This window comes from Bradyrhizobium sp. KZN70725 (assembly GCF_055264925.1).
Genome location: NZ_JBUYWT010000033.1, coordinates 63,681 through 77,105 on the forward strand (window position 1 = coordinate 63,681; position 13,425 = coordinate 77,105).

The following is a 13,425-nucleotide window of genomic DNA, read 5'->3' on the forward strand; positions in this document are numbered from 1 at the left end:
TGTTCTCCCTCATGAGGCCGGCTTTTTAACCGGTTGGAGAAAACACTAGCGCATGCCCGTGACCCGATAAAGATGTCGCGCCGCCGACTTGTGTAGGGGTTTGCGGCGAGCGCGTGGATCGGTCCCGGTGCATCGATGCGCAAAGTGAATGGATTCAGTTCGACTTCGCATTCTCGGCCGACGCCGCCGGTGCGCCGCCGGGCGCGCCTGCCGCAGCATCGGGCGCCGCCGCGGGCCGTGCGGCTCCTCCGCCGGTGAAGCGCTCGATCACCGAGCGCACCGCGTCGCGGGTCTTGCGATCCTTCACCGCATCGAGCAGCGGAGCGGAGGCCGGCGAGCGGCGGATCAGGCTTTCCGGATCGGGGAAGATCAGCGGATCGTCCCACGGGCCCTGGATCACGAAGGGCAGATCGAAACCGTTGCCGCCGGCCGATGCCGAGGTCAGGCTGGCGACGCCCTTGAGATCGTATTCGCGCGACGGCACCGAGGCCGTGCCGGTCAGCGTGATCTTCGCGGTGGGGCTTTCGACATGAATGTCGTCAGCGGTCGCGACGCCGTCGGCGAATTTCACCGAGATGCTGAGATTGTCGTAGGGCGTCGAGCCGGAGCGGAAATTGCCGCCGCCGGACAGCGGCCGCTTCTCCAGCCGCTTCAACAGCTGCTCGACATTGAAGCCCGCGATCGCGCCGTCATGTCCATTCAGCGTCGCGGTGCCGTCGAGCGACGACGCGAGCCCGAACGGGCTCGAGCCCGAGGCGGTCAGCGAGACGTTCAGGTTGCCGCGGCCGGACAGCTTGTTGATGCCGAACAATTCGCTGGCGCAGGCCTGCAGATCGACATCGGTGAACTGGAATTGTGCCCTGACGTCGGCGACCGCATCCGAGCGCGCGATCGCGAACGAGCCCTTGGCGATGCCGCCATACATCTGCGCCTCGCCGACGCTGAGCGCCAGCGCGCCGCCGCGCAGATTGGCGCCGAACGCGGTGCGGCCGAGCTTGGACGGGCCGACCGTCACCTTGGCCGCCGACAGGCGCATGTCGAGATCGGTCGACGACAGCGAGGAAAGGTCGAACAGCTGCCTGTTCCAGTCGCGCTGGCCGCTGGCCAGCAGGCGGAACGTCGAGATGTAAGGCGTGAAATCGAGATTGCCGGCGGCAAGCGTCGCCTGCAGCGTCTGCCGGCCGTTATTGGCGTAGGTCATCACGCCCTCGGCGACGTTGCCGTCGAGCTCGACATTGACATTGGTGAGCGCGACCGAGCCGCCGACCACATTGGCGCGGGCCTTCAGCGCGAAGCGGCCGAAGCCGCCACCGCCGCCGGGCGGCGCCTGGCCCATCCAGCGCAACGCGTTGCGCAGCGACGGTGAGTCCATGGTGGCGACGCCTTCCATCATCAGGCTGGTGCGGTTGGCGACGGTTCCGTCGAAAGCAACTTTCAGCGGCGCGCTGGCGAGCCGTGCCTTCAGGCCGGAGCGGTCACCCGACAACAGCGCGACGAAGTCGCTGGCGCTGATCGAGCCGTCGACGCGTTCGCCGCGCCAGTCGAACTGGCCGGTTGCGGCAAAGGAACGCGAGATCGAGGGCCAGGCCAGCGAGAGGTCGATATCGCCGAGCTGCTCGGAGATGTTGTTGGTGCCGTCCTGGTAGTTCAGCTCGCCGTCCTGGATCCGGATTTCGGAGAACGACACCTGGTTCTCGGCGCCGGGCGTCATCGCCTTGGCGATGGTCTCGACGAACGGCGTCCAGTTGCTCTCGCCGGCGCCGTCGCGGACCACATGGATATGCGGACGGAGCATCATGACGTCGGCAATCTCGAACCGCCGCAGCAACAGCGGCAGCAGGCGCAGATTGGCGGTCAGCACGTCGACCTGCAGGGCGGGACCGATGGTATCGGCGCCCTTCAGCCCGACATTATGAAAGGAAACGTAGCTGCCCGGAAAAACCGAGACGTCGATCGGACCGTTGACGACGAGCTCGAGCCCGGTCACGGCGCGGATCTGCGCCTCCACCGCGCGTTGCAGCGCGTCCCGGTTGAGGAACCACGACGTTCCGACCAGCCCGACCAGCGCCAGGCCGAAAAGCGCCGCGATCGGCATCCCCAGGCGCTTAATTCCTTGGGCCATCGTCAATGACATATCCGGGTCGGGTTGAATTTTGTCGGGTCGTCGTCGAACACAGCGGGCTCTCGCCGGAGGCCCCTGCCAACCCACGCAACTTGAAGGGTTTTCTTGTCGCTTTCAAGGCCATGTTGCTGCCGCGGGCCGCCGCCCGTCGCCGCACCGGGCCGTGATTGACGCATTGCGAAGATTTCGCCTAATAATCCGCTTTGCCACAGCCGTTCCGCGCCCTCCATCAGGTATTCGCTGCATGAACAAAGTTTATCCCGACGCCAAATCGGCACTCGATGGTCTCCTCAAGGACGGCATGATGATCATGTCGGGCGGCTTCGGCCTCTGCGGCATCGCCGAGACCCTGTCCGACGCGATCCGCGAGTCCGGCGTCAAGGGCCTCACCGTCGTCTCCAACAATGCCGGCGTCGACGGCATCGGCCTCAGCCGGCTGCTGGAGACCCGCCAGATCAAGAAGATGATCTCGTCCTATGTCGGCGAGAACAAGCTGTTCGCCCAACAGTATCTCGCCGGCGAGCTCGAGCTCGAGTTCAACCCGCAGGGCACGCTGGCCGAGCGCATCCGCGCCGGCGGCGCCGGAATCCCGGCCTTCTACACCAAGACCGGCGTCGGCACGCTGATCGCCGAAGGCAAGGAAGTGAAGGAATTCGACGGCGAGAAGTACATCATGGAGCGCGGCCTGTTCGCCGACGTCGCCATCGTCCATGCCTGGAAGGGCGACACCGCCGGCAATCTGGTCTACCGCAAGACCGCGCGCAACTTTAACCCGATGATGGCCACCGCGGCGAAGGTCACCGTCGCCGAGGTCGAGCACCTGGTGCCGGCCGGCGAGATCGATCCGGACCACATCCATACCCCCGGCATCTTCGTCAAGCGCATCGTCGAGGTCGGGACCGGCAAGAAGCGGATCGAGTTCCGCAACACCCGTCCGCGGCCCGCCGCCTAAAACATAATCCTTCAGGAGAGCCACATGGCCTGGACCCGTGAACAGATGGCCGCCCGCGCCGCCAAGGAGTTGCGCGACGGCTATTACGTCAATCTCGGCATCGGCATCCCGACGCTGGTCTCGAACTACATCCCCGACGGCATCGACGTCAGCCTGCAGAGCGAGAACGGCATGCTCGGCATGGGCCCGTTCCCCTATGAGGACGAGGTCGACGCCGACCTGATCAACGCCGGCAAGCAGACCGTGAGCGAGCTGCCCTCGACCAGCTATTTCTCGTCGGCCGATTCCTTCGGCATGGTGCGCGGCGGCCATATCGATCTGTCGATCCTCGGCGCCATGCAGGTGGCGCAGAACGGCGACCTCGCCAACTGGATGATCCCCGGCAAGATGGTGAAGGGCATGGGCGGCGCCATGGACCTCGTCGCCGGCGTCAAGCGCGTCGTGGTCGTGATGGAGCATTCCGCCAAGGACGGCCCCAAGCTGCTCAAGCAGTGCAACCTGCCGCTGACCGGCGAGCGCGTGGTCGACATGGTCGTCACCGATCTTGCGGTGTTCACCATCGACAAGCACGGCAAGGACGGCATGGCGCTGATCGAGCTCGCCGACGGCGTCACGCTCGACGAGGTCAAGGCCAAGACCGAGGCCGAATTCCGCGTCGCGCTGAAGAACACCTGAGATGATCGGCGCGGGACGATCCTCGATCCGTCCCGCACGATCCGATGACGCCGGCTTCATCGCCCGCATTGTCCTGGCCGCGCAGCGCGGCCAGTTGCCGCGCGGCTGGTTCGACATCGCGCTCGACCGGGGCGAGGCGGAATGCCTGGCGTTCATGACACGGCTCGCCGTGGCGCGGGTGCGGTCATGGTATCACGTCGCCCATTTCCTGATTGCTGAAGTCGATGGCGTGCCGGCCGCCGCGCTGTGCGCGATGCCGGCATCCGGAACCGTCGTCGCCGCACGTGCGGCGATCGAGGAAGTCGCAGCAGAGACCGGCATGGACGCCGATGCCATCGTCGCGCGCGGCGGCTATGCCCGTAACTGCTGGGTACAAGTCGGCGAGGGCGACTGGCTGATCGAGCATGTCGCCCGACAAGCGTCCCATCGCAGCGGCGGCCTGGTGCAGGACTTGATCCGCCGCGCACTCGCCGACGGCAAGACGGCCGGTTACACGCAGGCATCGATCTCGTTCCTGATCGGCAACGACGCCGCCGAACGCTGCTATGCCAAGGCCGGCTTCGCCTTCGCCGAAGAGAAGCGCGACGCCGCCTTCGAGGCGATGACCGGCGCGCCTGGCTTTCGCAGATTTGCGCGGGCGATGTGAATAGGGCGCACGGCGAACGGCCCGCATATACATCTGTCGTCCCGGCGAAGGCCGGGACCCATACGCCGCGGCGGATGTTGCAGGCGGGACTCGTCGTTGCAATCGCGCATGACAATTCGCGTCGGTGGTTATGGGTCCCGGCCTTCGCCGGGACGACGGTGAGTGTGCGGCACGGCTTGTGAGTCATACGCCCGCATTTTCGCGACATGGTTTGTCCGGGTTGACAGTTTTGCTGAGTTTCCCGTCGGGCAGCCACACGGCGCGGCGCATTCGGCGCCCGCCGCCCGCTTGTCCGGTCGTCCATGCAATGGCAGAATTGCGCCATGTTGTGCAAAATCGGACACGGGCCATGCCACTCATCCGGATCTGGGTCTATGACGGTATCCTCGCTTCGGGCGTGGCGGGGATTGTCGACGTGTTCACCGCCGCCAATTCGGTGACGTCGCGGCGACCGCGACGTCGCAGCGGCACGCCGTCGCAGTTGCGGTGGCGCGTCGAGTCCTTGAGTGGCCGGCCGGTCCACACGGCGTCAGGCCAGGTCATCGGCGTCGATGGGCCGATCGGTGCGCGGTCTTCGGCAGACGCGGTGGTGATCCCGGGACCGTTCGTCGGCGATATCGAGCGTTTCTTCGCGCGGCTCGATACCGTCGAGCCGCTACTCGCGGCGCTGCGTCGGCAGCATGAGCGCGGTACCCTGCTCGCGTCCTATTGCACCGGCAGCTTCATCCTCGCAGAGGCCGGCCTGCTCGACGGCAGGGTTGCGACCACCCATTGGGCGAAGGGACGGACATTCGCGATGCGCTACCCGGCAGTGGATCTGCGCGTCGCCGAGATCCTCACCGAGCAGAACCGCATTGTCTGCTCGGGCGCGGTGACCACCTCGCTCAATCTCGCGCTTCGGCTGGTCGAGAAATTCGCCGGTGCCGACGTAGCCGCCGAGACCGGCAAGCTGATGCTGATCGACAGCAATCGCGTCTCGCAGGCACCCTATGCCAGCCGCGCGCGCGACACGCAGCACTCCGACGCGCTGGTGGCGCGGGCGCAGAGCATGATGGAGAAGTCGCTGCAACAGGGCTTCAGTCTGGCCAGGCTGGCCCGCGACCTTTCGGTCAGCGAGCGGACGTTGAACCGCCGCTTCAAGCTGGCGGTCGGCGAGGCGCCCTTGCAATATCTGCAGGCGCTGCGGGTGGATGTCGCCAAGCGCCTGATCGAAACCACGCGGCTGAAGCTCGACGCGGTCAGCGGGCGCGTCGGCTACAACGATCTGTCGACCTTCCGTCGTCTGTTCAAGCGCGAAACCGGGCTTTCGCCCCGCGAATACCAGCGTCGGTTCGTGCGCAGGGCCCCCGCCGCCTGAGCACGCCGTGTCCGAATTTGCCCTGAAAATGGCGATACTGCCACTGCTGCCGGGAGTGCGCCGCGCATAGACCTCCTGCTGTCAACAACAGGAGGTCGCCTCAATGCCGATGATCGACGTGACAATTCCCGAAGGAGCCCTGAAGCCGGAGGCGGAAGCGCGGCTCATCAAGGAGCTCGGCGATATCCTGATCGGCCACGAGGGGTTCGATCCGGCGAACAAGGTTGCGCAAGGCGTCACCGTTGTCTTCCTGCATCGGCCGGCCGCCGTTTATGTGGCGGGCCGGCCGTCGCCATCGCCACGATTTCGCATCGTGCCGACGGTCCCCGAGGGGCAGTACACCGAAGCCTCGCGCGCGGCCTTGGTGAAGGACGTGACCGATGCGGTGGTACGCGCCGCCGGCGGTTCGTTCGAGGATGTGGCGCCGCAGGTCTGGGTGTTTCCGACCGAGATCCCCGACGGCCAGTGGGGCAGCCGTGGCGTCATTCGTCCGCTGCCGGACATCCAGGCCTTCATCGCCGGCGAGCACGAGCGCAAGGTCGGCGAGGCGCGTCTGGCGCGACGGCGGCGCGTCAAGGCGCTGGAGTTGCTTGCGGGCGCGCTCGACGCTGCCCGTAAGGGCGTCGACTGACGCGGGCGCAACCATGACATCCGACACGCATTTCAGGCTCGCGGCGGTCCAGGCCGCCGCGGTGCCATTCGATCGCGACGCCTCGCTGGAGAAGGCCTGCCGCCTGATCGGCGAGGCCGGCGCCATGGGCGCGACGATTGCCGCCTTCGGGGAAACCTGGCTGCCCGGCTATCCCTTCTTCTGTCACGCGCCGACCGGGCCGAACACGTTTCGCGCGATGGCCGAGTATCTCGACAACGCGGTCGAGATTCCCTCGCCCGCGACCGATCGGCTCTGCGCCGCTGCCGAGGCCGCGGGACTGGATGTCGTGATCGGCGTCGCCGAACGTGATGCCGTGACCAAGGGCACGGTCTACTGCACGCTGCTGTTCATCGGCCGCGAGGGACGGCTGCTCGGCCGCCATCGCAAGCTGAAGCCCACCTTCAACGAGCGCTCGGTGTGGGCCGATGGCGACGCGGCGGGCCTGCGCGTGCATGAGCGGCCCTATGGCCGGATCAGCGGCCTCAATTGCTGGGAGCACAACACGATGCTGCCCGGCTATGCGCTGGCCGCGCAGGGAACGCAGATCCACGTCGCGGCGTGGCCGGGGCGGGAGCCCGCGGCGGCGCCACCGTCGCCGACGCCGCTCTGGCCGCGGCAGTTGTTGCTGTCGCGAGCGTTCGCCTCGCAAGCCGGCTGCTACGTCATCGCGGTCGGCGGCATGCGCTCGCACGAAATCACGCCGGAACGCTACCGCGAACTATCGACGATCGAGTACAGCGGTGACAGCGTCATCATCGATCCGCGCGGCGAGGTCATCGCCGGTCCGGCGCAGGGCGAGACCATCCTGATCGCGGACGGCTCGCGGGAGGCCGTGCTCGCCGCCAAGGCGCTGTGCGATATCGGCGGCCATTATTCGCGCCCCGACCTGCTGCGGCTGATCGTGGATCGCAATCCGCAGGAGCGGGTCATCGACTGCGGCTTCGCCGGGCGTGTCACGCCGGAGATGTGGGAGTGACGCGACGGCGCGGGTAGCCCGCGCCGTCAAGCTTATCGCGAGAAAGGTCGCTCCGCCTCACGAAGCTTCCTGCGGAATTGCGGATGGTGATTCCTCGCCCTTGAGCTCCTCGAGGCTGCGGTGCCGCGGCTCGATGCCGAGCGCCCATACGGTGATGATCTGCACGATGAGCAGTCCGATCATCAGGGCCATCACGCCGGCGACGCCGCGCGCTTCGAACAGCATCACGACCAGGAATGGTGTCACCATGGTGGCACCTCGACCGAGTGTGTTGACTATGCCGGATGCCCGCAGCCGCACCTCGGTCGGGAACAGTTCGGGAATATAGATGCCGAACAACAGCGCGACCAAGACATAGATCGGCACGGTCAGCGCGAAGCCGGCGGCCGGCAGCAGGAATGGATCCGAGATCATCGGATAGATGACGCCGAGGATGATCGATATCAGCGATGCGCCGATGATCGTGGGCTTGCGGCCCCAGCGGTCGGCGGTCAGGGCGCCGATCGCCGAGCCGATCGGCGCGCCAAGCGCCATCAGCAGCGAGTAGCCGAACGAGGTCGCGACGGACAGGCCCTGCTTGATGAAGAACACCGGCAGCCAGGTCACGAAACCGTAGAGCAGCGTATTGATGGTAATCAGGCATACCGCGCCGACGATCATGCGGGAGAGCAGCGGCGCGGTGAACAGCGTGGCGAGATCGGGCGACACCGGTGCCGGCGTTGCAGCCGCGGGCGCCGGCAAGGGCTGCCCCTGGGAAGCTTCTTTCTCGATCGCCTGCATCAGCGCCTCGGCCTCGGCGGTGCGTCCCACCGCCTCCAGCCAGCGCGGCGACTCCGGCAGCGACTTGCGCAGGTACCAGACGATCAAGGCGCCGACGCCGCCCAGCACGAACATCGCGCGCCAGCCGAATTGCGGGACGACGACCGATGCGACCAGCAGCGCGATGGGCAGGCCGGTCACGACGCAGACGGCGGTGAAGCCGAGCCACTTGCCGCGGCTCCGGGCCGGCACGAACTCGGTCATGGTGGAATAGCCGACAACATTTTCGGCGCCGAGACCGACGCCCATCACGAAACGGCAGGCAATCAGAAAGGCCATGTTTGGCGCAAGCGCCGCCGCCAGGGACGCGATGCCGAACAGCAGCAAATTGAACTGGTAGGTGAAACGCCGTCCGTAACGGTCGCCGAGGAAGCCGGTGCCGAAAGATCCGAGCATCATGCCGACGAAGGTTGCGGAGATGAACGCGGCGTTTTGGGCGAGCGTCGAGAACCCGGTTTTCAGCGTCACGCCGAGCACTGTGCCGGCGATATAGATGTCGAAACCGTCGAAGAACATTCCGATCCCGATCAGGATCATGATCCGGCGATGGAATGGTCCGATCGGTAGCCGATCGAGGCGGCTCCCGGCATTGACCGATGTCGACATATGCGCTCTCCCCTTGACTGTTTTCCTCGGTGATGCGGCCCGCCATCTGTGGGCGGTTTGCCGCTTTGCTCGACTGCGGCTAGTTCAACCGGCGCTGGCTGGCCGTGTCGCGGTACCAATCGAATGGCTGTTCGTGGGTCGCGACCATCACGCTCTTGGTGTTGAAATGGTCGTCGAAACTCTCGGTGCCGCATTCCCGGCCGATGCCGGAATCGTCAACGCCGCCCCAGGGCGAGGCCGGATCGAGCCGGTGGTGATCGTTGATCCAGACGATCCCGGCCTTGACCGCGGCGGCCACGCGATGCGCACGCGCGACGTCGCGGGTGCGAATGGCGGCGGCGAGGCCAAAGGGCGAATCGTTGGCGAGCCGGAGCGCGTCGGCCTCGTCCTTGAAGGGGGTCACCGAGGTGAAGGGGCCGAACACCTCCTCCTGGAAGATCCGCATGTCGGATTTGACGTCGGCGAACACGGTCGGTTCGACGAAATAGCCGTTGTCGTGGCCCGCGACCTTTGCGGCCACGCCGCCGGTGAGCAGCCGCGCGCCGTCTTCATGACCGTAGCGCGCATAGCTGAGAACGCGGTCGCGCTGGCGTGCCGAGATCACCGGCCCAAGCTGCGTGTTCGGATCGTACGGATCGCCAATGCGGATGGTGCGGGTCTTGGCCTGCAGCTTTTCGACGAACTCGTCGTAGATCGAGGCCTGCACGATATGGCGCGACGCGCAAACGCAGGTTTGGCCGGCGCCGATGAAGGCGCCGAATGCGGCATAGTTGACGGCGCGGTCGACGTCGAAATCGTCGAATATCATCACCGGCGTCTTGCCGCCGAGCTCCATGGTCTGGTGCGCGAACACCTTCGCCGCGGCGCTGCCCGCGATGCGGCCGGCTTCGGTCCCGCCGGTCAGCACAAGCTTGTCGATGTCGCCATGCTCGGCGAGCATCTTGCCGGCGCTCTGGCCGAGGCCAAGCACGATGTTGAAGACGCCGGGAGGCAGTCCGGCCTCGCTGAAGATCTGGGCGAGCTTCAATGTCGTCAGCGGCGTATATTCCGACGGCTTGACAACGGTGACGCATCCGGTCGCCAGCACGACGGCAAGCGACTTGCACAGGATCATGAGCGGGTGATTGAAGGGCGTGCAGTTGGCGACGATTCCGATCGGCGTGCGCAGGGTGTAGTTCAGATACGCGCCTTCGACCGGGATGACGGAATCGCGGCGCGACAGCGCCAGTCCGGCGAAGTAGCGGAAGAAATCCGGCAGGCGCGACAGCTGCGCGCGGGTTTCGTTGACCGGACGGCCGTTGTTCAACGTCTCCAGCCGGTACAGCGTGTCGAGATTGGCCTCGAACGCGTCGGCCAGCCTGTTGACGAGCCGGGCGCGCGCCCTCGTGTCCATCCCGCCCCACGCCTTGCCTTCGAATGCAGCGCGAGCGCTCTTCATCGCACGGTCGATATCCGCGGCGGTCGAATTCGGAATCCGGGCGATGACGTCGCCGGTCGCGGGATTGCGGACGTCGAGCATCTCGCCGTCTCCGGCCTCGACCTCGCGTCCGTCGATGAAGTTGCCGTGGATCTCGACGTCGATCGTCGCGGGCTTCGACGGAATGTTCATGATGACCTCTCTTCGACGATGACGGCGTTGCGCTTGAGTGCCGGCAGCACGCGCTTTTCGGTCGCCGCGATGTGAGCCTTGATGATGCGGGCCGCGGTGCGTGCCTCGCGCTGCTGCATGGCGTCGATCAATGCGACATGCTCGGCCACGAGCTTCGCCGGATCGTGGCCCTTCAGATTGGAGACGCTGACGCGCACCAGCCGATCGGCCTGGCCGATCAGGTCGCAGAGCGTGGTCGCCATGCGGCGGTTGCCCGATGCGTGCGCCAGCGCCGAGTGGAAGCCGCGATTGTAGGTGATGAAGTCCTCGTGGCTGCCGGAGAAGCGGCGGAATTCGTCGAGTGATTTCAGGATGCTGTCGGGCGCGCTCTCGATTGCTTCGGCGACGCAGGCCGGTTCGAGCGCAAGGCGGAAGCGCAGCAGATCGCGCGCGTCGGACAGCGAGATCGGATTGACCCGGTAACCCTGGCGGGGCTGCACCGTCACGAGGTGCTCGCGCTCGAGCCGCAGCAGGGCGTCGCGGACCGGCTGGCGGCTGACCGCGTAACGCTCCGCCAGATCCTGCTCTCGTATTTCATCGCCAGGAGCAAGCTGACACGATAAAATATCAGATCGCAGGTTTTCGTAGATATTCTCGCGGAGAAGGATCATTTTATTGGAGTCTCCTGCCCAATAAAATGCAATCTGTGAAATATCACGTCAAGCTGAAATCCTTGAAATTCGGGCGATTTGATTTATCAATCGTCCGCAGGGGCGCTTTGGAGCCCAAATGCGCGAATTTCGGGCACGATTTGAAAGAGAGCGACGATGGACAGGCTTTTGGCCAACCGCACAGTCAACGCAGCCCAGTCGGGCGAGGGGCCGCCGCTGGTCCTGTTTCACTCGCTGCTGTCGGATCGCGCGAGCTTCGATGCGATCGTGCCGGAACTTGCCCGGTCGTTTCGGACCATCGTGCCGGAACTACCGGGATTCGGTCGGTCGAGCGCGGTCGAGGGTGGTGGCCTCGCCGCGATCGCCGATCGGATGGCGGACGCGGTGCATGATGCGGCTGATGGCACGCCGGCCATCCTGCTCGGCAACGGTTATGGCGGGTTCGTCGCGCTGCAGATGGCGATCCGCCACCCGGCGATCGCGAGCCGGCTGATCCTCGCCGACTGCGGTGCGGCGTTCTCCGAGCCGGGCCGCGAGGCGTTTCGCAACATGGCCAGGGTTTCACGCGAGAAGGGGCTCGCCGCGATCACCGACATTGCAATGCGCCGGCTGTTTGCACCGGATTTCCAGGCACAGCATCCCGCGCTGATGCAGGATCGCCGCGACGCATTCCTGCGCACCGATCTCAACGTGTTCTGCGCGGCCTGTGACGCGCTGGCGAGCCTCGATCTTCGTGCCAAACTACGCAGCGTGACTGTACCGACGCTCGTCGTGGTCGGCGAATATGACGAGGCGACGCCGCCGCCGATGTCATACGAATTGGCAGGCGGCCTGCCGAGAGCCAGGCTCAGGGTCATTCCGGGATGTGCGCATGTCCCGCAACTGCAATCGCCAAAACTGTTCCTCGATACGATCGGCGATTTCCTGGCGGTCAAGCATAACGCGCCCGCCTGAGGCGCGCGCAAAGGGCTGGATCGCGCCGCGGGTCACGCGGTGGCGTGCCGACAATTTGGGCAGAACGCCCAGCTAATGCCGTTTGACGCGACAGCATCTCTGCCTAGTCTGACCGGAGACGGAGATGAAACATGCGAGCGATCCTTGATCACTGCACCGGCGGTCGCAGGCGCAGCCTGCCGGCGGGCACGGATTTCATCGAGGAGGGCGGCAAGACCGGTCATCTGTTCGTGCTGCTCGAGGGCAAGGTGGAAGTCGTCAAGGGCGACAGTCTGGTCGCCGTGATCGACGAGGCCGGCGCGGTGTTCGGCGAGATGAGTGTGTTGCTCGACCGGGCGCACAGCGCCAAGGTGCGCACGGCCACTGATTGCGTCCTGTACGAGTTCGACGATGCGGCGTCGTTCCTGCGCGAGCAGCCGGAGGTGGCGCTGCTGATCGCGCAGCTCCTGGCGCAACGGCTTCATGTCGCCACGACCTATCTTGCCGACCTGATGCACCAATATGCCGATCACGGCACCCATCTGGCGATGGTCGGCGAGGTGCTGCAGAGCATGATCAACCTGCCGCCGATGCAGGTCGCGCCAGGCTCGGATCGGCAATCCGATCCAAGGATATGAGCCAGTCCGGCGCATCGCGCACAGGCGCCGCCGGCCGCGACAGCGGCGCCTTGAGATCGATCATCTGCGCATCGCCGGCGGCGAGCCAGAACGCCTTGTCCTGCGCGAGATCGAGCACGATGTAGACCGGAGGCCGGCCGGGCTGCAGGCCGGTGTTGAACACCCAGCTCGCTCCGATCCGGTCGAACCACGAGCCGCTCTGGATGAACGGCGACTGATGCACATGGCCCGAGATCACCATCGCCGGATGGTGGCGCTCGATCCAGCCGAGCAGCTCGGCGTCGCCGAAGAAGCGCTTGCCGCCCCAGCTGGTCGGCGAATCCGCCGGCGGGGCGTGATGGACCCAGACCCAGCGGCGGTGCGGCACCGCGGCCGCCGCGCGAAGCTGATCGTCGATCCGCGCCTTGACCAGCGGGCCGTCCCACCACGGGCACACCGTGAACAGCGTGTCGCCGATCGTCAGGTTGTCGCCGTCGCAGGCGACGCCGAACTCCCGGATGCCGGCGACCCAGCGCGCGATCTTCTCGCCCTCCGGGTTGCGCTCGTCGAGGTCGTGATTGCCCGAGCAGAAAATCACCCGTGTGAGATCGGCGAGCCGCGACAGGTATTTCGTGACGACGACGATCTGGGCGCGGAAATCGACCGCCGAGCCGAGGTTGAGCGCATCGCCGGCGAAGATCACGAGATCGAATTGCGGTGCCGCCGCCAGCAGCCAGTCGAACTGCGGCAACGAGTAATGCAGATCGGCGACGACAAGACAGCGCATCGGTGAAATCCGAATGCCCGGAAA

At 65.9% G+C, this 13,425-nt stretch carries 13 protein-coding genes; 8 read left to right on the forward strand and 5 right to left on the reverse strand.

What is annotated here, in order from left to right; all coding sequences use genetic code 11:
- Positions 1-154 precede the first annotated feature (154 nt).
- Positions 155-2,122 carry an AsmA family protein gene (locus tag ACZBJS_RS27145; protein WP_076829623.1) on the reverse strand — a complete coding sequence of 656 codons (1,968 nt, stop codon included), beginning with the start codon at positions 2,120-2,122 and terminating at the stop codon, positions 155-157.
- Positions 2,123-2,366: 244 nt separating this feature from the next.
- Here ACZBJS_RS27145 and ACZBJS_RS27150 point away from each other — a divergent pair, with 244 nt between their 5' ends.
- From ACZBJS_RS27150 to ACZBJS_RS27175, 6 genes are all read left to right on the forward strand, one after another.
- Complete coding sequence (locus ACZBJS_RS27150; RefSeq protein ID WP_016842309.1) at positions 2,367-3,074, forward strand: CoA transferase subunit A; 708 nt, start codon at positions 2,367-2,369, stop codon at positions 3,072-3,074.
- Positions 3,075-3,098: 24 nt separating this feature from the next.
- Complete coding sequence (locus ACZBJS_RS27155; protein WP_018268725.1) at positions 3,099-3,749, forward strand: 3-oxoacid CoA-transferase subunit B; 651 nt, start codon at positions 3,099-3,101, stop codon at positions 3,747-3,749.
- Between the two features lies 1 nt (position 3,750).
- Entirely contained in the window at positions 3,751-4,395 is a 645-nt protein-coding gene (locus ACZBJS_RS27160; protein WP_316396100.1) for an N-acetyltransferase, read from the forward strand.
- Positions 4,396-4,744: 349 nt separating this feature from the next.
- Complete coding sequence (locus ACZBJS_RS27165; RefSeq protein WP_316396101.1) at positions 4,745-5,752, forward strand: GlxA family transcriptional regulator; 1,008 nt, start codon at positions 4,745-4,747, stop codon at positions 5,750-5,752.
- Between the two features lie 103 nt (positions 5,753-5,855).
- The gene (locus ACZBJS_RS27170) at positions 5,856-6,383 is read left to right on the forward strand and encodes a tautomerase family protein (protein WP_057019026.1); all 528 of its coding nucleotides are present in this window, start codon (positions 5,856-5,858) and stop codon (positions 6,381-6,383) included.
- 13 nt (positions 6,384-6,396) lie between these two features.
- A complete protein-coding gene (locus tag ACZBJS_RS27175) occupies positions 6,397-7,380 on the forward strand; it encodes a carbon-nitrogen hydrolase family protein (RefSeq protein ID WP_316396102.1) in 984 nt (327 codons plus the stop codon).
- 57 nt (positions 7,381-7,437) lie between these two features.
- Here the strand turns inward: ACZBJS_RS27175 and ACZBJS_RS27180 are convergent, their stop codons facing one another.
- The 3 genes from ACZBJS_RS27180 to ACZBJS_RS27190 form a co-directional block, all read right to left on the reverse strand.
- The gene (locus ACZBJS_RS27180) at positions 7,438-8,805 is read right to left on the reverse strand and encodes an MFS transporter (RefSeq protein WP_057019028.1); all 1,368 of its coding nucleotides are present in this window, start codon (positions 8,803-8,805) and stop codon (positions 7,438-7,440) included.
- A gap of 79 nt (positions 8,806-8,884) precedes the next feature.
- Positions 8,885-10,414 (reverse strand): aldehyde dehydrogenase, encoded by a 1,530-nt coding sequence (locus ACZBJS_RS27185; protein ID WP_057019029.1) that lies wholly within the window; start codon positions 10,412-10,414, stop codon positions 8,885-8,887.
- Positions 10,411-11,064, reverse strand: a complete 654-nt coding sequence (locus ACZBJS_RS27190; protein ID WP_075969134.1) for a GntR family transcriptional regulator — start codon at positions 11,062-11,064, stop codon at positions 10,411-10,413. Before ACZBJS_RS27190 ends, ACZBJS_RS27185 begins: the two co-directional genes overlap by 4 nt.
- Positions 11,065-11,220: 156 nt before the next feature.
- Between ACZBJS_RS27190 and ACZBJS_RS27195 the strand changes: the two genes are divergently transcribed.
- Positions 11,221-12,018, forward strand: a complete 798-nt coding sequence (locus tag ACZBJS_RS27195; RefSeq protein WP_316396103.1) for an alpha/beta fold hydrolase — start codon at positions 11,221-11,223, stop codon at positions 12,016-12,018.
- 131 nt (positions 12,019-12,149) lie between these two features.
- A complete protein-coding gene (locus tag ACZBJS_RS27200) occupies positions 12,150-12,635 on the forward strand; it encodes a Crp/Fnr family transcriptional regulator (RefSeq protein ID WP_229192476.1) in 486 nt (161 codons plus the stop codon).
- On the opposite strand, the gene ACZBJS_RS27205 is transcribed toward ACZBJS_RS27200, so the two are convergent.
- Positions 12,574-13,401: a metallophosphoesterase family protein gene (locus tag ACZBJS_RS27205; RefSeq protein WP_316396104.1), complete on the reverse strand. Its 828-nt coding sequence runs from the start codon at positions 13,399-13,401 to the stop codon at positions 12,574-12,576. The two genes, ACZBJS_RS27200 and ACZBJS_RS27205, sit on opposite strands and share 62 nt — an antisense overlap.
- Positions 13,402-13,425 lie beyond the last annotated feature (24 nt).

Excerpts from the sequence above, each read along its gene's own strand:
- ACZBJS_RS27145 (WP_076829623.1), bottom strand. The coding sequence starts at position 2,122 with ATGGCCCAAGGAATTAAGCGCCTGGGGATGCCGATCGCGGCGCTTTTC.
- ACZBJS_RS27150 (WP_016842309.1), top strand. The coding sequence starts at position 2,367 with ATGAACAAAGTTTATCCCGACGCCAAATCGGCACTCGATGGTCTCCTC.
- ACZBJS_RS27155 (WP_018268725.1), top strand. The coding sequence starts at position 3,099 with ATGGCCTGGACCCGTGAACAGATGGCCGCCCGCGCCGCCAAGGAGTTG.
- ACZBJS_RS27160 (WP_316396100.1), top strand. The coding sequence starts at position 3,751 with ATGATCGGCGCGGGACGATCCTCGATCCGTCCCGCACGATCCGATGAC.
- ACZBJS_RS27165 (WP_316396101.1), top strand. The coding sequence starts at position 4,745 with ATGCCACTCATCCGGATCTGGGTCTATGACGGTATCCTCGCTTCGGGC.
- ACZBJS_RS27170 (WP_057019026.1), top strand. The coding sequence starts at position 5,856 with ATGCCGATGATCGACGTGACAATTCCCGAAGGAGCCCTGAAGCCGGAG.
- ACZBJS_RS27175 (WP_316396102.1), top strand. The coding sequence starts at position 6,397 with ATGACATCCGACACGCATTTCAGGCTCGCGGCGGTCCAGGCCGCCGCG.
- ACZBJS_RS27180 (WP_057019028.1), bottom strand. The coding sequence starts at position 8,805 with ATGTCGACATCGGTCAATGCCGGGAGCCGCCTCGATCGGCTACCGATC.
- ACZBJS_RS27185 (WP_057019029.1), bottom strand. The coding sequence starts at position 10,414 with ATGAACATTCCGTCGAAGCCCGCGACGATCGACGTCGAGATCCACGGC.
- ACZBJS_RS27190 (WP_075969134.1), bottom strand. The coding sequence starts at position 11,064 with ATGATCCTTCTCCGCGAGAATATCTACGAAAACCTGCGATCTGATATT.
- ACZBJS_RS27195 (WP_316396103.1), top strand. The coding sequence starts at position 11,221 with ATGGACAGGCTTTTGGCCAACCGCACAGTCAACGCAGCCCAGTCGGGC.
- ACZBJS_RS27200 (WP_229192476.1), top strand. The coding sequence starts at position 12,150 with ATGCGAGCGATCCTTGATCACTGCACCGGCGGTCGCAGGCGCAGCCTG.
- ACZBJS_RS27205 (WP_316396104.1), bottom strand. The coding sequence starts at position 13,401 with ATGCGCTGTCTTGTCGTCGCCGATCTGCATTACTCGTTGCCGCAGTTC.